Here is a 19539-nt window from a genome sequence, read left to right on the forward strand (position 1 = left end):
GCCGGGCGACTGGAACAGCCGCTAGTCTGGCAAGTTACAAGGCGCTGTTTCAAGGAAAGCAGCCCCTTGTAACGACTTAATGTCACTTCGCTAGCCTAGCAGGCGCTCAACGGATCGCTTCGAGGGTCAGGTCCAGGCACTTGCGCGCCTTTTCCACCAGCTCATCCACCTCGGCATGGCTAATCACCAGGGGTGGCGCGATGATCATGGTGTCGCCCACCGCGCGCATGATCAGGCCGTTGTCGAAGCAGAAGTTGCGGCAGACCATGCCCACGCCTTTGCCTTCGTAACGGCTGCGAGTGGCCTTGTCCTTGACCAGCTCGATCGCGCCGAGCAGGCCCAGGCCGCGTACCTCGCCCACCAGCGGGTGGTCCTGCAGCTCACGCAGACGTTTTTGCAAGTACGGTGCCACATCCGTGCGGGCATTCTCGACGATCTTCTCGTCGCGCAGAATGCGCAGGTTTTCCAGGCCTACCGCAGCCGCCACCGGGTGGCCGGAATAGGTGAAGCCGTGGTTGAAGTCGCCGCCTTCGCTGATCACCTTGGCCACGCTGTCACGCACGATCACACCGCCCATGGGGATGTAACCGGAGGTAAGGCCCTTGGCGATGGTCATCAGGTCGGGTTTGAGGTCGTAGTAGTCCGAGCCGAACCATTCGCCGGTGCGCCCAAAACCGCAGATCACTTCGTCGGCGACGAAGAGGATGTCGTACTTGGCGAGAATCTCCTTCACTTTCGGCCAGTAGGTTTCCGGCGGGATGATCACGCCGCCGGCGCCCTGGATCGGCTCGGCGATGAAGGCGGCGACGTTGTCTTCGCCGACTTCCAGAATCTTTTGCTCCAACTGCTCGGCTGCCCACACACCGAACGCGTCCGGCGACATGTCGCCACCCTCACCGAACCAGTACGGCTGCGGGATGTGCACGATGCCCGGGATCGGCAAGCCGCCCTGCTCGTGCATGCCGCTCATGCCGCCGAGGCTGGCACCGGCAACGGTGGAACCGTGGTAGCCGTTGATGCGGCCGATGATCGTCTGCTTCTGTGGCTTGCCCTTCAGTGCCCAGTAGTGACGAACCATGCGCAGCACGGTGTCGTTGCCTTCGGAGCCGGAGCCGGTGAAGAACACATGGGTCATGCCCTCGGGCGCCACATCGGTGATGGCCTTGGCCAGCTCCAGCGCAGGCGGGTGGGCGGTCTGGAAGAACAGGTTGTAGTACGGCAGCTCGCGCATCTGCTTTTCGGCAGCCTGCACCAGCTCTTCACGCCCATAACCGACCGCCACGCACCACAGGCCGGCCATGCCGTCGAGGATCTTGTGCCCCTCGCTGTCCCACAAATGCACGCCCTGCGCCTTGGTGATGATGCGCGGCCCCTTCTCCTTCAGCTGCTTGTAATCACTGAAAGGTGCAAGGTGGTGCTCGCCGCTCAGGGTTTGCCATTCACGGGTTTGCGGGTTTTTGACGCTCATGTGCTTCTCCATGGTCCACAGGCCGCCGGCGGGCGGCCTCAGGGTTGATCACACAGCAAACAGCAGGAACTCACGCTCCCAGGAGCTGATGACTCGCTTGAAGTTCTCATGCTCGGCGCGTTTGGTGGCGACGTAGCCGGTGATGAATTTCTTGCCCAGGTACTGAGTCAGCGCGCGGCTGACTTCCATGCGTTCCAGGGCATCTTCGATGGTCAGCGGCAAGCGCAGGTTGCGCCGCTCGTAGCCGCGGCCCTGCACCGGCGCGCTGGCGGCGATGCCTTCGACCATGCCGATATAGCCGCACAGCAGGCTGGCGGCGATGGCCAGGTAAGGGTTGGCATCGGCGCCAGGCAGGCGGTTCTCGACGCGGCGGTTCTGCGGGCCGGCATCCGGTACGCGCAGGCCGACGGTGCGGTTTTCCTCGCCCCACTCGACGTTGACTGGCGCCGAAGTGTCGGGCAGGAAGCGGCGGAACGAGTTGACGTTGGGGGCGAACAGCGGCAGCGCTTCGGGGATGAACTTCTGCAAGCCACCGATGTGGTTGAGGAACAGCTCGCTCATGCTGCCGTCTTCATTGCTGAAGATGTTCTTGCCGGTGACCGCATCGACCACACTCTGGTGCAGGTGCATGGCGCTGCCCGGCTCGCCGGTCATTGGCTTGGCCATGAAGGTGGCGGCCACATTGTGCTTGAGCGCCGCCTCGCGCATGGTGCGCTTGAACACCAGGATCTGGTCGGCCAGGTGCAGGGCGTTGCCGTGACGGAAGTTGATTTCCATCTGCGCCGTGCCGTCTTCGTGAATCAGCGTGTCGAGGTCCAGCTGCTGCAGTTCGCACCAGTCGTAGACGTCCTCGAAGAGCGGGTCGAATTCGTTGGCGGCTTCAATCGAGAACGACTGGCGGCCGGTTTCCGGACGGCCCGAGCGGCCAACCGGCGGCTGCAGCGGGAAGTCTGGGTCTTCGCTGCGCTTGGTCAGGTAGAACTCCATCTCCGGCGCGACGATCGGCTGCCAACCTTTGTCGGCGTAGAGCTGCAGCACTTTCTTCAAGACGTTGCGCGGCGACAGCTCGACCGGGTTGCCCTTTTTGTCGTAGGTGTCGTGGATCACCTGCGCGGTCGGCTCGATGGCCCACGGCACGAGGAACACGGCGTTTTCGTCGGGGCGGCAGATCATGTCGATATCGGCCGGGTCGAGCAGTTCGTAATAGATGTCGTCATCGACGTAATCGCCGGTCACGGTCTGCAGCAGCACGCTCTCGGGCAGGCGCATGCCTTTTTCGGCGATGAACTTGTTGGTTGGCGAGATCTTGCCACGGGTGATGCCGGTCAGGTCGCTGATCAGGCATTCGACTTCGGTGATCTTGTGCTCTTTCAACCAATCGGTGAGCTGGTCGAGGTTGTTACTCATAGATACCTCAGGAGGTAATGTGGTCCGCGCTCTGATTCTGGATGGACTGGGTTGCTAAAGCAAAAACCGGCGAGCACGCGCACAGTGGATACACTGAAAACAAGCGTGTCCGTAATGAGTTTGAAAGGCAGGAAGACAAGAAAGGAAGCGAAACGCCGCTACGAGGGGTGGGCCAGGCGCGCAAAACGTCAATTATTGCGGCCAGGACGGCCACAGTGCGATTGAGGCTTGCAGAAACGACAGGGATGCCCGAGCGCACTGCAAACGCAGCGCTTTCAGGTCGCGACAAGCGGACCATGTGACCCTCGTATTATTGTGTTTTGGGTTGTGACCGAGCTTAGCCTTGTTCATTTTTTTACACAACACCTCCGTAAAAAATAAAACACGGCATGTCGGAGATAGCCCTTCTGCAGGGAAATAGCGGATAATGGCACGCCCCGATATGCAGCAAATCTGCCGTAGATGTGCCATTTCAGGGCATCATGGGGTTGGCTTGACATCAGTAAGGCTTTTCGATTGACTGGTCCTGCAAGCCCCCCTTGATTGATATTTTTAACAACAAAGGTGTTGCATCATGTCGGTACCCCCGCGTGCCGTTCAGCTTAACGAAGCGAACGCGTTCCTTAAGGAACATCCTGAGGTTCTCTACGTTGACCTTCTGATTGCAGATATGAATGGTGTGGTGCGTGGCAAGCGCATTGAGCGCACCAGCCTCCACAAGGTTTACGAGAAAGGCATCAACCTGCCGGCCTCCCTCTTCGCCCTCGACATCAACGGTTCGACCGTTGAAAGCACAGGCCTGGGCCTGGACATCGGCGATGCCGACCGCATCTGCTACCCAATCCCCGATACCCTGTGCAACGAGCCCTGGCAAAAGCGCCCGACCGCTCAACTGCTGATGACCATGCACGAGATCGAAGGCGAGCCGTTCTTCGCCGACCCTCGTGAAGTGTTGCGCCAGGTGGTGAGCAAGTTCGACGACCTGGGCCTGACCATCTGCGCCGCGTTCGAGCTGGAGTTCTACCTGATCGACCAGGAGAACGTGAACGGCCGCCCGCAGCCACCGCGCTCGCCAATCTCGGGCAAGCGCCCGCAGTCGACCCAGGTGTACCTGATCGACGACCTCGACGAATACGCCGACTGCCTCCAGGACATCCTCGAAGGTGCCAAGGAGCAAGGCATTCCGGCCGACGCCATCGTCAAGGAAAGCGCCCCGGCGCAGTTCGAAGTCAACCTGCACCACGTCGCCGACCCGCTCAAGGCCTGTGACTATGCCGTGTTGCTCAAGCGCCTGATCAAGAACATCGCCTACGACCATGAAATGGACACCACGTTCATGGCCAAGCCCTACCCGGGCCAGGCTGGCAATGGCCTGCATGTACACATCTCGGTGCTGGACAAAGATGGCAACAACATCTTCACCAGCGAGGATCCCGAGCAGAACGCCGCGCTACGTCACGCTGTCGGCGGTGTGCTCGAGACCCTGCCTGCGTCCATGGCGTTCCTCTGCCCGAACGTCAACTCGTACCGCCGTTTCGGCGCCCAGTTCTACGTGCCGAACGCGCCGAGCTGGGGCCTGGACAACCGTACCGTGGCCTTGCGCGTGCCTACAGGTTCGGCGGACGCAGTGCGCATCGAGCACCGCGTGGCGGGTGCCGACGCCAACCCGTACCTGATGATGGCCGCCGTGCTGGCCGGTGTGCACCATGGCCTGACCAACAAGGTCGAGCCGGGCGAGCCGATCGAAGGCAACTCGTACGAGCAGCTGGAGCAGAGCCTGCCGAACAACCTGCGCGATGCCCTGCGCGAGCTGGACGACAGCGAGATCCTGAACAAGTACATCGATCCGAAGTACATCGACATCTTCGTCGCGTGCAAGGAGAGCGAGCTGGAGGAGTTCGAACACTCGATCTCCGACCTTGAGTACAACTGGTATCTGCATACCGTGTAAACGAAAACGCCGCCCTCTGGGGCGGCGTTTTTCATTCGGGACCGTGTCGTCTGCTTCGCGGGCAAGCCCGCTCCCACAAGTAATCTACAACCTTCAAGTGCTGTGGCGTTCCTGTGGGAGCGGGCTTGCCCGCGAAGAGGCCGGAACTAGCAATACACGTCAGATCTGCTTCTCGAAAATCTTCGAATTACGCTGATAGTTGTACAACGATGCGCGCGCTGCCGGCAGCCGTTCCACGCCACTTGGCGCAAAGCCACGCTCACGGAACCAGTGCGCAGTCCGCGTGGTAAGCACGAACAGGGTATTCAAACCCAAGGCCCGCGCCCGGCTCTCGATCCGCTCCAGCAGCTCATCCCCACGCCCACCATGACGATACTCGGGATTCACCGCCAGGCACGCCAGCTCACCGGCCTGCGAGTCGGCAATCGGATACAGCGCCGCACAGGCGATGATCATGCCTTCACGCTCGACCACGCTGAACTGCTCGATTTCCCGCTCCAGCACCTCACGCGAGCGCCGCACCAGGATGCCCTGCTCTTCCAGCGGGCTGATCAGCTCCAGCAACCCGCCGACATCCTCGATGGTCGCCTCACGCACCACCTCGAACTGCTCCTGCGACACCAGCGTGCCGCCACCGCCACGGGTGAACAGTTCGGTAAGCAGCGCACCGTCTTCGGCATAACTGACGATATGGCTACGTGCCACACCCCCCTTGCAAGCCTCGGCAGCGGCATCCAGCAGCTCGCCCTGGTAATCCGTGCCCAGTCGCGCCAAGTGCGGCGCGATGTGCTGCGGGCGCAGCTCACGCACCAGCTTGCCTTGCTCGTCCAGCAAGCCAGGTTCGGCGCCAAACAGCAGCAGCTTGTCGGCGCCCAGCTCGATGGCGGCGCGGGTAGCCACGTCTTCGCAGGCCAGGTTGAAGATCTCGCCAGTCGGCGAGTAGCCCAGCGGCGACAGCAGCACGATGGAGCGCTCGTCGAGCAGGCGGCTGATGCCTTTGCGGTCGATGCGCCGTACTTCGCCGGTGTGGTGGTAGTCCACCCCTTCGAGCACGCCGATAGGCCGTGCAGTCACCAGGTTGCCGCAGGCCACGCGCAGCCGTGAGCCTTGCATCGGCGAAGCGGCGATGTCCATCGACAGACGCGCCTCGATGGCCAGGCGCAGGGCACCTACAGCATCGATCACGCAGTCCAGGGTCGCCGCATCGGTGATGCGCAGGCCGCGGTGGTAGTGTGGGGTCAGCCCACGGGCGGCCAGGCGGCTCTCGATCTGCGGGCGCGAACCATGCACCAGCACCAGGCGCACGCCGAGGCTGTGCAGCAGCACCAGGTCGTGGACGATGTTGCCGAAATTCGGGTGTTCCACCCCATCGCCGGGGAGCATGACCACGAAGGTGCAGTCGCGATGGGCATTGATGTACGGGGAGGCATGACGCAGCCAGTTGACGTAATCGGGCATGACAGGGCCTGTGGATAAAGTGGACGGAGAACGTTGGATCACACGGCGTTCAGGATCATCGTCGGAACAGGCTTGCGGTCACGCGCGGTCTCCTCTAGGCAAGAACGAATCAACAGGGTGGACGTTTAATTGAGGCAGTAGTGCCGGATCAGGTCACGTAATAGACGCACGGTAGGCTCGATTCGTGACATTTCAAGGTATTCGCCCGGCTGGTGGGCGCAGGCGATGTCGCCAGGGCCGAGGACGATGGTCTGGCAACCCAGCTGCTGAAGATAAGGTGCTTCGGTGCCGAACGCCACCGCTTCGGCGCGATGGCCGGTCAGGCGCTCGGCCACCTGCACCAGCTCGGCATCGGCGGTTTCCTCGAAAGGCGGCACCTCTGGGAACAGCGGCGCGTAATCGATGCGCACCTCGTGGCGCTCGGCCACTGGCTGCAGTTTTTCACGGATGGCCGCGCGCAGTTGCTCGGCATCCATGCCTGGCAGCGGGCGCAGGTCGAATTCCAGGGCGCACTGGCCGCAGATGCGGTTGGGGTTGTCACCGCCGTGGATACAACCGAAGTTCATCGTCGGCGTGGGCACGCTGAACTGCGGGTTGCGATAGGTTTCCTGCCACTGCCGGCGCAGGCCCATCAGCTCGCCCATTACCGCGTGCATGGCTTCCATCGCGCTGCGCCCAAGGTTGGGGTCGGAGGAATGGCCGCTGCGGCCCAGGATATCGATGCGGTCCATGAGGATGCCCTTGTGCATGCGGATCGGCCGCAAGCCCGTCGGCTCGCCGATCACCGCCGCACGGCCAAGCGGTTGGCCGGCCTCGGCCAGGGCACGGGCACCGGACATCGAGCTTTCTTCGTCACAGGTGGCCAGGATCAGCAATGGCTGCTTGAAGTCATGCTCCAGCAGCGGGATTACCGCTTCGATGACCAGCGCGAAAAAACCTTTCATGTCACAGCTGCCCAGGCCAACCCAGCGGCCGTCGGCTTCGGTCAGCTTCAGCGGGTCACTGGCCCACAATTGCTCGTCGTACGGCACCGTGTCGCTATGGCCGGCCAGCACCAGCCCGCCTGGGCCGCTGCCGCGGCTGGCCAGCAGGTTGAACTTGCCGGGGCTGACTTGCTGAATGTCGCAGCTGAAACCCAGGTCGCCCAACCAGCCGGCCAGCAGGTCGATGACCTGGCGGTTGGACTGGTCCAGCGCGGGTTGGGTGCAACTGACCGAGGGCGCGGCGATCAAAGCGGCAAACTGGTCTTTCAGCGTTGGCAATGGCATGCGCGTACTCCTCGAAAGCGTTGCCCATCATAGGGCTATCCGCCGTAAGGAATAAACCGTTGCCAGCCCAGTCCTGTAGACTGCACGGCAATCACGCCTTCCCTTCGAGCCTGCGATGCACAAAGAAACCGAACTCAAGCTCCGCGCCAGCCGCGAGACCCTGGCCGCACTGCGCGAGCACCCTCTGCTGAAAAAGCGCAACAAGTCCGGCTGGCAGACCCGCGAACTGCTCAACCAGTACTTCGACACCCCGGAGCGCGAGCTTTCCGCCGCCCGCGTTGCCCTGCGTCTGCGCCGCGACGGTGAGGTGATCATCCAGACCTTGAAGTGCCGCGGCCAAAGCGTGGCGGGGCTGTCCGAGCGCAACGAGTACGAGTGGAACCTGGAAAAGGCCAAGCTCGACCTGAAGAAGCTCGATGCCACTTGCTGGCCCGAGCAACTCGCCGAGCTGGACAAGAAAACCATCAAGCCCCTGTTCACCACCGATTTCACCCGCGAGTTCGCCGAGATCGCTTGGGGGCGGGGTAAGAGCAAGGTGGTGATCGAGGCAGCGCTGGACCAGGGCTTCGTGATCGCCGGCAAGCGCAAGGAAGAGATCTGCGAGCTGGAGCTGGAACTGCGCGAGGGTGAACCCGAAGCCCTGCTGGAGCTGGCCGCGGAGCTGGCTGCCAGCCTGCCGCTGATGCCGTGCGACATCAGCAAGGCCGAGCGCGGTTATCGCCTGCTGGAGCCAGACAGCTACGAACTGGGCCTGCCCAGCACCGAGCTGGACGCGGAAATGGCGGTGGACGATGCCTTCACTGCCCTCGCCTGGCAGTTGCTCGGCAGCAGCCAGCGCCTGGCCGAACAGTATCGCCACAATGGCCACTGGCGCCTGCTGCAGGACTGGGTGCAGTGCCTGGCCGAACTGCGTGCACTGGTCGCCAGTCTCGGCCAGGCCGCGCCACGCGCTACCACCCGCGACCTGCGCGCCAACCTCGACGCGCTTCTGGAAGACTGGCGCCCACTTGTGCAAGCTGGCAATGACGACGAAGACATCCGCCGCGCCGCGCCTGAGCAGTTCCTCGAAGAGCTTGAAGACGTGCGCTGGGGCCAGTTCTCCCTGGAAACCTCGCGCTGGTTGCTGGCTCGCGCCTGGACCGCAGAGCGCAAAGGCCGTGGCGAGCGTCAGGGCAAGGCGCAGCTGGCCAGTTGGCTGGCCCATCTGCTGGGTGAAGAAGGCCGCGCGCTGAAGCTGGGGCTTTATACCCAGCGTCCGGAAGACCTGGCTGAACAGCTGCCGCGTATCGAACAACTGCTGGCCTGGCTGCACCATGCGCGCCAGGTGCTGGAAGCGCCGCAGATGGACCGCTTGTATGGCGACCTGAAGAAGCTGCATGAACTGGCAGAGCTGTCGTTGGGTGAAGAGCCTGGCGAGTTGCTTGAAGCGCGTATCGAGCAGGCTCGGGCGGTCGATCAGAGCCGTGGTTGGAAGCACCTGCTCAAGGCTTGATTGCGCGTCGCACCTTTCGCGGGGCAAGCCCGCTCCCACAGGAAATCCACTGTTCTTGGGATCAGTGGGAACCTGTGGGAGCGGGCTTGCCCCGCGAAAGCTTCACCGCATAAGCGGAAGACTGGTGGTGGACTTGATCTCCGACAGCGCCACGATCGAATTGACCTCCTGAATCCCCGGCACATTCGATAACTTCTCGAAAAAAAATCGCTCATAGGCTTCAATGTCCTGCGTAACGATACGCAGCAGAAAGTCCACCGCCCCCATCAGCACATAGCACTCCAGCACTTCCGGAAAACCGCGAATCGCCTCGGTGAACTCGGTGAAGTTGGAACGGCCATGGGCGTTGAGTTTCACCTCGGCGAAAATCTGCGTGTTCAGGCCGACCTTCTTGCGGTCGAGCAAGGTCACTTGCCCACGGATAATTCCCTCCTCCTTCAGCCGCTGTATGCGGCGCCAGCAGGGCGATTGCGACAGGCCCACGCGTTCGGCGATCTGCGCGCTGGACAATGATGCATCCTCTTGCAGCAGTTGCAGAATGCGCCGGTCATAGGCATCGAGTTCGCCTTGCATCATTAATCCCCCAAACTCTTAATTTTTGAATTGAAAAATCTGCCAATGAGGCGAATTGGTCAAATCATAACGAAAAACTATCGCCTGCAGTTTCCGGCGGCAGTCATCCCGGCAAGATCCCGAAACCCTTTACCAACGCTCGGCACAGCAAGCCCGGCTAGCCTTTACCAGGAACTCATCACCTGGCACGGATGCCGCCATGCGCAAGCCCGACGATCAATCCCTCGACCTCGAACGCCTGTTGAATGACCTGCAGGCCGACCAACACCTGAACACCCGCGATGCACGGCAGGTGCTCGATCTCGCTGCCACGCAGCCGACTCGCCATCCCCTCGAAACCATTGCCGCCCTGAACCTCGAAGATCGCCTGCGTCCCGGCCAGCGCTTGCACCTGGACAGCCTTTGCCTGTGGCTGGCGAGCAAGGTCGGTCAGCCTTACCAGCGCATCGACCCCATGCAGCTCGACCTGTCCCAGGTCAACGGGCTGATCTCCCCGGCCTTCGCCCAACGCCACGGCATACTCATCCTCGCCAACGACAGCCATGGCGTTACCGTGGCCAGCGCCCAACCCTACCGGCGCGACTGGCAAGCCGACCTGGCCCGCAGCCTGGGGAAACCTGTCCATCACGTGCTGGCCAGCCCGTTGCAACTGCGCCAGCTCACCCAGTCATTGTTCCGCCTGGCCCACTCGGTGCAGGGGGCACAGCATCAGCAGGCGGCCAGCCTGGGCGAGCTCGAACAGTTGCTGGAAGCCGGTAAACGCCAAGGTGAAGCCACCGCCGACGATGCGCATATCGTGCACATCGTCGACTGGTTACTGCAGTACGCCATCGAACAACGCGCCAGCGATATCCACCTGGAGCCGCGTCGCGAGCAGGGCCGGCTGCGCTTTCGCATCGATGGCCTGTTGCACACGGTCTATGTGTTCCCCGCCAGCGTGACCCTGGCTGTGGTCAGCCGCCTGAAGCACCTGGGCCGCATGGATGTGGCGGAAAAACGCCGCCCCCAGGACGGCCGGATGAAGAGCGCCCTGCCCGGTGGCCGTGAAGTGGAGCTGCGGCTGTCGACCTTGCCCACCCCGTTCGGCGAAAAACTGGTGCTGCGGCTGTTCGACCCGCAGCAACGGCAGGAGGACTTCGACCACCTCGGCCTGGAGGGCCAGCAGTTGGCACAGTGGCAGGCACTGTTGCAGCGCCGTCAAGGCATCCTGTTGGTTACCGGGCCCACCGGGTCGGGCAAGACCAGCACGCTCTACGCCAGCCTCAAGCTGCTGGCCACGCCGGAGGTCAACTTGTGCACCATCGAAGATCCGATCGAGCGACTGGAGCCGGCGTTCAATCAGCTGCAGGTGCAACCGGCTCTGGACCTGGGCTTTGCCAACGGTGTGCGCGCACTGCTGCGTCAGGACCCGGACATCATCATGATCGGCGAGATTCGTGATCGCGAGACCGCTCTGGTTGCCGTCCAGGCCGCACTTACCGGGCACCTGGTGCTATCGACTCTGCACACCAACGACAGCTGTAGTGCCATTACCCGTCTGCTGGAGCTGGGGGTGGCCGATTACCTGATCAAGGCCACCCTGGGCGGGGTAATGGCCCAGCGGCTGGTGCGCTTGCTCTGTCGGGAGTGCCAGAAGGATGCGTCATCTGCCAGCGGCCAACTCTGCCTGACGTGCCGCGGCACCGGTTTTCATGGCCGCACGGGCTTGTTCGAACTGCTGGTGCCCAGCGAAAAGCTGCGTGCGCGGATCGGCGCAGGGGCCGACTTGGCCAGCCTGCGGCAACACGCCTTGGACGAAGGCCTACTGGACCTGCGCCGCTGCGGGGAAGCAAAAGTGGCCCGTGGGCTGACCCTTCCAGGGGAAGTTCTTCGGGTTTGTGCGTGAAGCAAAAACCCTTGTATACAAGGAACTTGCGCCCCCTATGCACGATCAAAGCGGGCATCTTCAACCCTCATCTCTCGAGGTGTTTCATCATGCGTCTCCAAACCGCCATCGCAGCCGCAGCCCTGCTTTCGCTGCCCGTTGGCTCTGCCTTTGCCGACACCTTCTGGCGCAATGTGATTTCTTCCGGTGCGACCACGGCATCGACTTACCTGACTTCAAGAGATCACAAGCTGGTCATCGCGGCGCAGGATGACGCCGGCAGCTTCGTGGCCAGCGAGGGCGCGATTCGTGGGCCATATCTGGAGGCAGCGATGCGTCAGGTACGGGCCGAGAACCCAAGCCTGCAAGCCAGCGACATGGAACTGGCCAACGCCATCCTGGCCAAGAATGCAGTAACCGAATAACTGCGTCGTCCTTTTCGCGGCTAAAGCCGCTCCCACAGGCTCAATGAAACATCTGTGGGGGCGGCTTCAGTCGGGAAGGAAGCCTAGCGATACGCCTCCACCGGCACACACGCGCAGAACAAGTTTCTATCCCCATACACATTGTCGACCCGGTTCACCGCTGGCCAGTATTTATGCTGGCGCACGTGAGCACTGGGGGCGACCGCCTGTTCCAGGCTATACGGCCGGTTCCACGGCGCCAACACATCGGCCAGCGTATGCGGGGCATGCTTGAGCGGGTTGTCCTCTGCCGGCCAGTTGCCCTCCTGCACCTCGCCGATCTCCGCACGAATCGCCAACATCGCTTCGACGAACCGGTCCAGTTCGGCTTTGGATTCGCTCTCGGTCGGCTCGACCATTAGCGTACCCGGAACCGGGAATGACATGGTCGGGGCGTGGAAACCATAGTCCATCAGGCGCTTGGCAACATCCTCCTCTGTAATCCCGGTCTGTGCCTTGAGCGGCCGCAGGTCAAGAATACACTCATGCGCCACCCGCTGGTTGCGACCACGGTACAGCACCGGGAAAGCGCCGCCGAGTTGGCCGGCCAGGTAATTGGCCGAAAGGATTGCCACTTCACTGGCATCGGCCAGTTGCGGCCCCATCATGGCGATGTACATCCAGCTGATCGGCAGAATGCTCGCACTGCCCCAGGGCGCGGCGCTGACCGCGGTGTTACTGGGGTCCAGACCTGGCACGGGTACCACCGGGTGGCTGGCAACAAACGGCTTGAGGTGATCGCGTATGCCAATCGGCCCCATGCCTGGGCCGCCACCACCGTGAGGGATGCAAAAGGTCTTGTGCAGGTTCATGTGTGACACATCGGCACCCATATCCGCCGGACGCGCCAGCCCCACCTGCGCGTTGAGGTTAGCGCCATCCATGTACACCTGGCCGCCGTGCCGGTGCACGACGTCGCAGATTTCACGGATGCCTTCCTCGTAGACGCCATGGGTCGAGGGGTAGGTGACCATCAGGCAGGACAAACGCTCGCCTGCAGCAGTGGCCTTGGCCTTGAGGTCATCGAGGTCGACGTTGCCATCATCGTCACAGTCGACAATCACCACCTCCATGCCTGCCATCTGTGCCGAAGCGGGGTTGGTGCCATGGGCCGACGAGGGGATCAGGCACAACGTGCGTTGCGGCTGATGGCGGCTGCGATGGTAGCGCGTGATCGCCATTAGCCCGGCGTATTCACCCTGGGCTCCGGAGTTGGGCTGCATGCAGATGGCATCGAAGCCGGTGATAGCGCACAACCAGCGCTCCAGCTCGTCGATCATCGCTTTGTAGCCCGTGGCCTGGGCGGCAGGCGCGAAGGGGTGGAGATCGGCGAAGGCGGGCCAGGTGATGGGGATCATTTCGCTGGTGGCATTGAGCTTCATGGTGCAGGAGCCCAGCGGGATCATCGACTGATTCAGCGCCAGGTCCTTGTTTTCGAGCTGCTTGAGGTAACGCAGCATCTCGGTTTCGCTGTGGTGCAGGTTGAACACCGAGTGGCCCAGGAACGGCGTGCGCCGAACCAGCGCGGCGGGAATCCCTTCGGGTAGGGCCTGCTGGTCGAGCGTGGCGATGTCCAGGCCGTGGTCCACGCCGAGAAAGATGTCGAACAACCGCAGCACGGTGTCTTCATTACAGGTCTCGTCCAGGCTCACGCCCAAGTGCCCGCGCCCGAGAATGCGCAAGTTGATGCGCGCCGCTTCCGCGCTTTCGATGATGGCCGCCTGGGCACCGCCGACATCCAGCGTGAGGGTGTCGAAAAAATGCTGGTTGAGGCGCTTCATACCCTTGGCTTCGAGGCCGGCGGCCAGCACGAAGGTCAGCCGGTGCACGCGCTGGGCGATGCGCTGCAGGCCTTCAGGACCGTGATACACCGCATAGAAGCCGGCGATATTGGCCAGCAGCACCTGGGCCGTGCAAATGTTGGAGTTGGCCTTCTCTCGGCGGATATGCTGCTCGCGGGTCTGCAGCGCCATGCGCAGCGCCGTGTTGCCACGGGCGTCGCGCGATACACCGATGATGCGCCCCGGCATTGCCCGCTTGTAGTCGTCTCGGCAGGCAAAGTAGGCCGCATGCGGACCGCCGTAGCCCATGGGCACGCCAAAGCGCTGGGTCGAGCCCAGTACCACATCGGCGCCAAGCTCGCCGGGCGGGGTCAATACCACCAGGCTGAGCAAGTCGGCCGCAACGCAGGCCAGGGCTTGCTGGCTGTGCAGCTGATCGATCAGCGGACGCAGGTCGCGTACTTCGCCATGGGTGTCCGGGTATTGCAACAGCGCGCCGAATACCGGGTGCTGACCGAGGTTATCCACAGCGTCGACGATCAGCTCGAAACCGAAGCCTTCAGCTCGGGTTTTCAAAACCGACAGTGTTTGCGGGTGACAGTGCTCATCGGCAAAGAACGCATTGCTCTTGTTGCGGGCAACGCGCTTGGCCAGGGCCATGGCTTCGGCGGCCGCGGTGGCTTCGTCGAGCAGCGACGCATTAGCCAGAGCCAGGCCCGTCAGATCGATGACCATTTGCTGGAAATTGAGCAGCGCTTCCAGCCGTCCTTGGGCGATTTCTGGCTGGTAAGGCGTGTAGGCGGTGTACCAGCCGGGGTTTTCCAGCACGTTGCGCAAGATGACGGTGGGCGTGACAGTGCCGTGGTAACCCATGCCGATCAGGCTGGTCCAGACTTGGTTCTGTTGCGCATAGCCGGCAAGTTTGGCAAGCGCGGCCTGCTCGTCCAGGGCAGGGGGCAAGTCGAGGGCGCGGTTGAAGCGAATGCCTGGGGGGACGGTCTGCTCGATCAGCTCGCTGCGGCTGGCGAGGCCCAAGGCGTCCAGCATGGCCTGCTGCTCCGAGGCATCGGGCCCCAGGTGGCGGCGCAGAAAAGGGTTGAGTTCTTGCAGTTGATGCAGGGATGGCGACTGTGACATGACGACGCTCTCTTCCTAGACCAGGTCTCATGGAGACTTATAAGTCTAGGAAGGATTGCCGATTCTGCGGGGAATCTTGCTGTTGCAGTGCCGGCCTCTTCGCGGCTGAAGCCGCTCCTACAGAGATTGCATCGGCATCGAATGCGCCGCCATACCTGTGGGAGCGGCTTTAGCCGCGAAGCAGACGACGCGTTATCACTCGCCGATAGCGGCTTTGTAACCAGCAGCGTCCAGCAGCTTATCCAGCTCGGCGCGGTCGCTTGGCTTGAGCTTGAAGATCCACGAATCGTAAGGTTCTTCGTTAAGCAGTTCCGGGCTGTCTGCCAGGTCTTCATTGACCGCGATCACTTCACCACCGATCGGGGCATAGATATCCGAAGCAGCCTTGACCGACTCGACCACGCCCGCCGCATCACCGGCGGCGAACACTTTGCCAACTTCTGCCAACTCAACGAACACCACGTCACCCAGGGCCTGCTGGGCGTGGTCGCTGATGCCCACGGTCACCGTGCCATCGGCTTCCAGGCGGGCCCACTCATGGCTTTCGGCAAAACGCAGTTCTTCGGGGATAGTGCTCATGTCTTGTATTCCTCGATTGGGTCAGCGGTCGGCCCGCCGTAAAATGTTCAGATCAGAGTCTTGCCGTGGCGCACGAAGGTCGGTTTGACCACCCGCACCGGGTACCACTTGCCACGAATCTCGACCTCGGCACGGTCGCCGGTGGCCATGGGTACACGCGCCAGGGCAATGGACTTGCTCAGCGTAGGAGAGAAACTACCACTGGTGATCTCCCCTTCGCCAATCCCGGCCACGCGAACTACCTGGTGGGCACGCAAAACACCGCGTTCTTCCAGTACCAGGCCGACCAGTTTGTCCTGCACGCCATGCTCGATTTCCGCGAGCAGGCCGGCGCGGCCGATGAAATCGCGTTCGGCTGGCTCCCAAGCGATGCTCCAGCCCAGGTTGGACGTCAGCGGGGTGTGGTTTTCGTCAATGTCCTGGCCGTAAAGGTTCATGCCGGCCTCCAGGCGCAAGGTGTCGCGGGCACCCAGGCCGCTTGGGGCGATTCCGGCGCCGACCAGGTCGTTGTAGAAGGCCACGGCTTCGTCGCCTGGGAAAATAACTTCCAGCCCGTCTTCCCCGGTGTAGCCCGTGCGGGCAATGAACCAGTCGCCGTCGGCACGCCCTTCGAACGGGCGCAGCTCGCGGATCAGCGCCGCACGCGGCGCGCTAAGCAAGGCTGCGACCTTTTCCCGGGCCTGGGGGCCCTGAATGGCGAGAATGGCCAGGTCGGGGCGCACCTCGATACCGACCTCCAAGTCTTTGCTATGGACTTCCAGCCAAGCGAGCACCTTGGCACGGGTGGCGGCGTTGGTGACCAGGCGGTAACCGCTTTCAGTGCGGTAGGCGATCAGGTCGTCGATGACTCCGCCCTTCTCATTGAGCAGTGGGCTGTACAGAGCCTTGCCGACGCCATCAAGGCGACCGACGTCGTTGGCCAACAGACGTTGCAGCCAATGAGTAGCATCGCTGCCATCGACATCGATCACCGTCATGTGGGAGACATCGAACACCCCACAGTCACTGCGCACCTGATGGTGTTCCTCGACCTGCGAGCCATAGTGCAGGGGCATGTCCCAGCCACCAAAGTCGACCGTCTTGGCGCCCAGCGCCAGGTGCAGGTCGTATAAAAGCGTGCGCTGTCCCATGGGTTTCTCCTTCCGGGCGTGGCGAAGCGGCGGCGGTCGTTGACGTTTGGTCGTCAGCTCTTCTTGTAGGACCCGTCGCGCGAATGCCGCGCATTGTAGCCGCAAGGGCGCGGGCTGACACCCTCAGTGACTGTGACCGGGACGTTTCGCAGAACGGCGGATCAGGCCGATGACCGGCAGCAGGCCCACCAGCACCAAGGTCAAGGCGGGCAGCGAAGCACGCGCCCACTCGCCTTCGCTGGTCATCTCGAACACCCGCACCGCCAGGGTGTCCCAGCCGAACGGGCGCATCAGCAAGGTGGCGGGCATTTCCTTGAGCACATCGACGAAGACCAGCAGCGCAGCGCTAAGGGCGCCGGGAACCAGCAGCGGTAGATACACCTTGAAAAACAATCTTGCGCCTCCGACGCCCAAGCTGCGCGAAGCCTCCGGCAGCGATGGACGGATACGCTCCAGGCTGCCTTCCAACGGCCCGTAGGCCACAGCAATGAAGCGCACCAGGTAGGCCAGCAGCAACGCCGCGAGGCTGCCCAACAACAGCGGCTTGCCGGCACCGCCCAGCCACGTGGACAGCGGGATCACCAGCTGATTGTCGAGGTAACTGAAGGCCAGCATGATCGACACGGCCAACACCGAGCCTGGCAAGGCGTAGCCCAAGTTGGCCAGGCCAACCCCGGCTCGGATACCAGCGCTCGGCACCTGGCGTCGGGCAAACGCCAACACCAGCGCCACACACACGGTGATCAACGCAGCCATGGCGCCCAGGTACAGGGTGTGCAGCACCAGGCCAATGTAGCGTTCGTCCAGGTCATGCCGCCCGCGCTGCCAGAACCAAACCAGCAACTGCAGCAACGGGATGACAAAGGCACAGGCGAACACCAGCAGGCACCAGCCACTGGCCAGCAACGCCTTCATGCCATGCAGATGATAGAGCGCCTGGCCGCGCGGGCGTTCGTTGCCAGTACGCGTGGCGCCACGGGCACGGCGTTCGCCGTAGAGCACCAGCATCACCGCCAGCAGCAGCAGGCTGGCCAGCTGTGCGGCACTGGACAGGCTGAAGAAGCCGTACCAGGTCTTGTAGATGGCGGTGGTGAAGGTGTCGAAGTTGAACACCGCCACCGCGCCGAAATCGGCCAGCGTTTCCATCAGCGCCAGCGCGATGCCGGCCCCGATGGCCGGGCGCGCCATCGGCAGGGCAACCCGCCAGAAGGCTTGCAGCGGCGACAGGCCGAGGACCCGCGCCGCTTCCATCAGGCCCTTGCCCTGAGCCAGGAAAGCCGTGCGCGCGAGCAGATAGACGTAGGGGTAGAACACCAGCACCAGGACGATGATCACGCCACCGGTGGAGCGCACCCGCGGCAGGCGCATGGGCCCGAATACCTCACGTAAGGCACTTTGCACGGGGCCAGCGAAGTCCAGCAGGCCAACGAAGACGAAGGCCAGCACGTAGGCGGGAATGGCGAACGGCAGCATCAGCGCCCAATCCAGCCAGCGCCTGCCGGGGAATTCGCAGAGGCTGGTGAGCCAGGCCAGGCTGACGCCAAGCACGGTGACGCCAACGCCTACCCCCAGCACCAGGGTGAGGGTGTTGCCGAGCAGGCGGCTCATCTGGGTATCGAGCAGGTGCGACCAGATCTGCAGGTCGATCGACTGCCAGGACAAAAGCAGGACGCTCAGCGGCAGGAGCACCAGGGCGGCGGTCAGGGTGACGGGGAGGTACCAGCGGCGTTGGGGGGTGTGGGGCAAGGCTCAAGTCTCAAGTGCGATGGCGACCGCTGCGCGGTCGTTCGCGGGCGAGCCCGCTCCCACAAGATTCGGTGTCGATCCTTGTGGGAGCGGGCTTGCCCGCGAAGAGGCCCTAAAAGGCCCCGGAAGGATAGAGCCTAGCGCTTAGTTCCAGCCAGCCCGATCCATCAAACGAATAGCCTCGGCCTGGCGCTTGCCAGCCACTTCAACCGCAATGCTATCCGCCTTGAAGCTACCCCAGGCCGCAACTTCGTCCGAAGGCTTGACCTTCGGGTTGGCCGGGAACTCCTGGTTGATGTCGGCGAACAGCTTCTGCGCTTCCTCGCCGGTCATCCACTCCACCAGCTTCTTGGCGGCCTCCGGATGCGGTGCATGCTTGGTCAAACCGATACCCGACAGGTTGACGTGGACACCACGGTCGCCCTGGTTAGGCCAGAAGATCTTCACCGGTAGGTTCGGGTTCTGCTTGTGCAGGCGCCCGTAGTAATAGGTGTTGACCACACCCACATCACACTGGCCGGCCGCGACGGCCTGGATCACCGCATTGTCATCGGAGAACACGTCGGTGGACAGGTTGTTCACCCAGCCTTTGACGATCTGCTCGGTCTTCGCTTCACCGTGGGTCTCGATCAGGGTGGCCGTCAGCGACTGGTTGTAGACCTTCTTCGCCGTGCGCAGGCACAGGCGGCCTTCCCAGTTCTTGTCGGCAAGGGCTTCGTAAGTGCTCAGCTGCGCCGGTTTGACCCGATCAGTGGAGTAGATGATGGTCCGCGCACGCAGGCTCAGGCCCGTCCAGTCATGGGACGAAGCACGGTATTGCGGCGGGATGTTCTGGTCGATGATGTCCGACTTGATCGGCTGCAGGATGCCCATCTGCTCGGCCTGCCAAAGGTTGCCTGCATCGACGGTCAGCAGCAGGTCGGCCACGCCGTTTTCGCCCTCGGCCTTGATGCGTTGCATCAGCGGGGCTTCCTTGTCGGTGATGAACTTGATCTTGACCCCGGTCTTGGCGGTGTAGGCGTCGAACACCGGCTTGATCAGCTCGTCGATGCGCGAGGAGTACACCACCACTTCGTCCGCCGCCTGGGCCGTGCCGCCGAACAGGGTCAAGGCCAAAGCGGCCAATAGGGGCTTGCGTGGCAACATGGGAAGCACTCCTCGGATCGTATGAGAGGCGCAAATGGTAGTGAATCCCATTTTGCGGCTCATCTACACAGCAGT

The 19539-nt window shown here is 62.7% G+C and carries 15 protein-coding genes; 5 read left to right on the top strand and 10 right to left on the bottom strand.

Going from position 1 to position 19539, the window contains the following annotated elements; translation table 11 throughout:
• Positions 1-106: 106 nt before the first annotated feature.
• Positions 107-1468, bottom strand: a complete 1362-nt coding sequence (locus ACZ6YA_RS14495; RefSeq protein ID WP_465897809.1) for an aspartate aminotransferase family protein — start codon at positions 1466-1468, stop codon at positions 107-109.
• A gap of 48 nt (positions 1469-1516) precedes the next feature.
• The gene (locus ACZ6YA_RS14500) at positions 1517-2875 is read right to left on the bottom strand and encodes a glutamine synthetase family protein (RefSeq protein WP_400803905.1); all 1359 of its coding nucleotides are present in this window, start codon (positions 2873-2875) and stop codon (positions 1517-1519) included.
• A gap of 41 nt (positions 2876-2916) precedes the next feature.
• Between ACZ6YA_RS14500 and ACZ6YA_RS14505 the strand changes: the two genes are divergently transcribed.
• Complete coding sequence (locus tag ACZ6YA_RS14505; protein ID WP_465897810.1) at positions 2917-3177, top strand: hypothetical protein; 261 nt, start codon at positions 2917-2919, stop codon at positions 3175-3177.
• Between the two features lie 272 nt (positions 3178-3449).
• Complete coding sequence (locus ACZ6YA_RS14510) at positions 3450-4826, top strand: glutamine synthetase family protein (RefSeq protein WP_465897811.1); 1377 nt, start codon at positions 3450-3452, stop codon at positions 4824-4826.
• A gap of 159 nt (positions 4827-4985) precedes the next feature.
• Here the strand turns inward: ACZ6YA_RS14510 and argA are convergent, their stop codons facing one another.
• Together argA and argE are read right to left on the bottom strand one after the other, a co-directional pair.
• Positions 4986-6284 carry an amino-acid N-acetyltransferase gene (gene argA, locus ACZ6YA_RS14515; RefSeq protein ID WP_400803910.1) on the bottom strand — a complete coding sequence of 433 codons (1299 nt, stop codon included), beginning with the start codon at positions 6282-6284 and terminating at the stop codon, positions 4986-4988.
• A 125-nt stretch (positions 6285-6409) separates the two neighbouring features.
• Positions 6410-7552 carry an acetylornithine deacetylase gene (argE, locus tag ACZ6YA_RS14520; protein WP_465897812.1) on the bottom strand — a complete coding sequence of 381 codons (1143 nt, stop codon included), beginning with the start codon at positions 7550-7552 and terminating at the stop codon, positions 6410-6412.
• Positions 7553-7667: 115 nt separating this feature from the next.
• Between argE and ACZ6YA_RS14525 the strand changes: the two genes are divergently transcribed.
• Entirely contained in the window at positions 7668-9044 is a 1377-nt protein-coding gene (locus tag ACZ6YA_RS14525; RefSeq protein ID WP_465897813.1) for a CYTH domain-containing protein, read from the top strand.
• A 102-nt stretch (positions 9045-9146) separates the two neighbouring features.
• Here ACZ6YA_RS14525 and ACZ6YA_RS14530 read toward each other — a convergent pair whose 3' ends face one another.
• Positions 9147-9617 carry an Lrp/AsnC family transcriptional regulator gene (locus ACZ6YA_RS14530; protein ID WP_465897814.1) on the bottom strand — a complete coding sequence of 157 codons (471 nt, stop codon included), beginning with the start codon at positions 9615-9617 and terminating at the stop codon, positions 9147-9149.
• A gap of 199 nt (positions 9618-9816) precedes the next feature.
• Between ACZ6YA_RS14530 and ACZ6YA_RS14535 the strand changes: the two genes are divergently transcribed.
• Positions 9817-11502 carry a GspE/PulE family protein gene (locus tag ACZ6YA_RS14535; protein ID WP_465897815.1) on the top strand — a complete coding sequence of 562 codons (1686 nt, stop codon included), beginning with the start codon at positions 9817-9819 and terminating at the stop codon, positions 11500-11502.
• An 89-nt stretch (positions 11503-11591) separates the two neighbouring features.
• Positions 11592-11906, top strand: coding sequence for a DUF2388 domain-containing protein (locus ACZ6YA_RS14540; RefSeq protein WP_465897816.1), 315 nt, complete (start codon positions 11592-11594; stop codon positions 11904-11906).
• Positions 11907-11989: 83 nt separating this feature from the next.
• Here ACZ6YA_RS14540 and gcvP read toward each other — a convergent pair whose 3' ends face one another.
• From gcvP to ACZ6YA_RS14565, 5 genes are all read right to left on the bottom strand, one after another.
• On the bottom strand, positions 11990-14863 hold the full coding sequence (gcvP, locus tag ACZ6YA_RS14545; RefSeq protein WP_465897818.1) for an aminomethyl-transferring glycine dehydrogenase: 2874 nt from the start codon (positions 14861-14863) through the stop codon (positions 11990-11992).
• A gap of 195 nt (positions 14864-15058) precedes the next feature.
• Positions 15059-15442: a glycine cleavage system protein GcvH gene (gene gcvH / locus ACZ6YA_RS14550; protein WP_465897820.1), complete on the bottom strand. Its 384-nt coding sequence runs from the start codon at positions 15440-15442 to the stop codon at positions 15059-15061.
• A gap of 47 nt (positions 15443-15489) precedes the next feature.
• Positions 15490-16572: a glycine cleavage system aminomethyltransferase GcvT gene (gene gcvT, locus ACZ6YA_RS14555; protein ID WP_465897821.1), complete on the bottom strand. Its 1083-nt coding sequence runs from the start codon at positions 16570-16572 to the stop codon at positions 15490-15492.
• Between the two features lie 123 nt (positions 16573-16695).
• The gene (locus ACZ6YA_RS14560) at positions 16696-18318 is read right to left on the bottom strand and encodes an ABC transporter permease (protein ID WP_465897822.1); all 1623 of its coding nucleotides are present in this window, start codon (positions 18316-18318) and stop codon (positions 16696-16698) included.
• A 144-nt stretch (positions 18319-18462) separates the two neighbouring features.
• Positions 18463-19464: an extracellular solute-binding protein gene (locus tag ACZ6YA_RS14565; RefSeq protein WP_465897823.1), complete on the bottom strand. Its 1002-nt coding sequence runs from the start codon at positions 19462-19464 to the stop codon at positions 18463-18465.
• Positions 19465-19539: the final 75 nt, after the last annotated feature.

It is taken from the genome of Pseudomonas sp. NPDC090752 (assembly GCF_055584805.1).

Bases quoted from the DNA above. Each gene is read 5' to 3' on its own strand.
- gcvH (WP_465897820.1), bottom strand. From the start codon at position 15,442: ATGAGCACTATCCCCGAAGAACTGCGTTTTGCCGAAAGCCATGAGTGG.
- gcvP (WP_465897818.1), bottom strand. From the start codon at position 14,863: ATGTCACAGTCGCCATCCCTGCATCAACTGCAAGAACTCAACCCTTTT.
- argA (WP_400803910.1), bottom strand. From the start codon at position 6,284: ATGCCCGATTACGTCAACTGGCTGCGTCATGCCTCCCCGTACATCAAT.
- ACZ6YA_RS14530 (WP_465897814.1), bottom strand. From the start codon at position 9,617: ATGCAAGGCGAACTCGATGCCTATGACCGGCGCATTCTGCAACTGCTG.
- ACZ6YA_RS14505 (WP_465897810.1), top strand. From the start codon at position 2,917: ATGGACTGGGTTGCTAAAGCAAAAACCGGCGAGCACGCGCACAGTGGA.
- ACZ6YA_RS14565 (WP_465897823.1), bottom strand. From the start codon at position 19,464: ATGTTGCCACGCAAGCCCCTATTGGCCGCTTTGGCCTTGACCCTGTTC.
- ACZ6YA_RS14540 (WP_465897816.1), top strand. From the start codon at position 11,592: ATGCGTCTCCAAACCGCCATCGCAGCCGCAGCCCTGCTTTCGCTGCCC.
- ACZ6YA_RS14500 (WP_400803905.1), bottom strand. From the start codon at position 2,875: ATGAGTAACAACCTCGACCAGCTCACCGATTGGTTGAAAGAGCACAAG.
- ACZ6YA_RS14495 (WP_465897809.1), bottom strand. From the start codon at position 1,468: ATGAGCGTCAAAAACCCGCAAACCCGTGAATGGCAAACCCTGAGCGGC.
- ACZ6YA_RS14510 (WP_465897811.1), top strand. From the start codon at position 3,450: ATGTCGGTACCCCCGCGTGCCGTTCAGCTTAACGAAGCGAACGCGTTC.
- ACZ6YA_RS14535 (WP_465897815.1), top strand. From the start codon at position 9,817: ATGCGCAAGCCCGACGATCAATCCCTCGACCTCGAACGCCTGTTGAAT.
- gcvT (WP_465897821.1), bottom strand. From the start codon at position 16,572: ATGGGACAGCGCACGCTTTTATACGACCTGCACCTGGCGCTGGGCGCC.
- ACZ6YA_RS14525 (WP_465897813.1), top strand. From the start codon at position 7,668: ATGCACAAAGAAACCGAACTCAAGCTCCGCGCCAGCCGCGAGACCCTG.
- argE (WP_465897812.1), bottom strand. From the start codon at position 7,552: ATGCCATTGCCAACGCTGAAAGACCAGTTTGCCGCTTTGATCGCCGCG.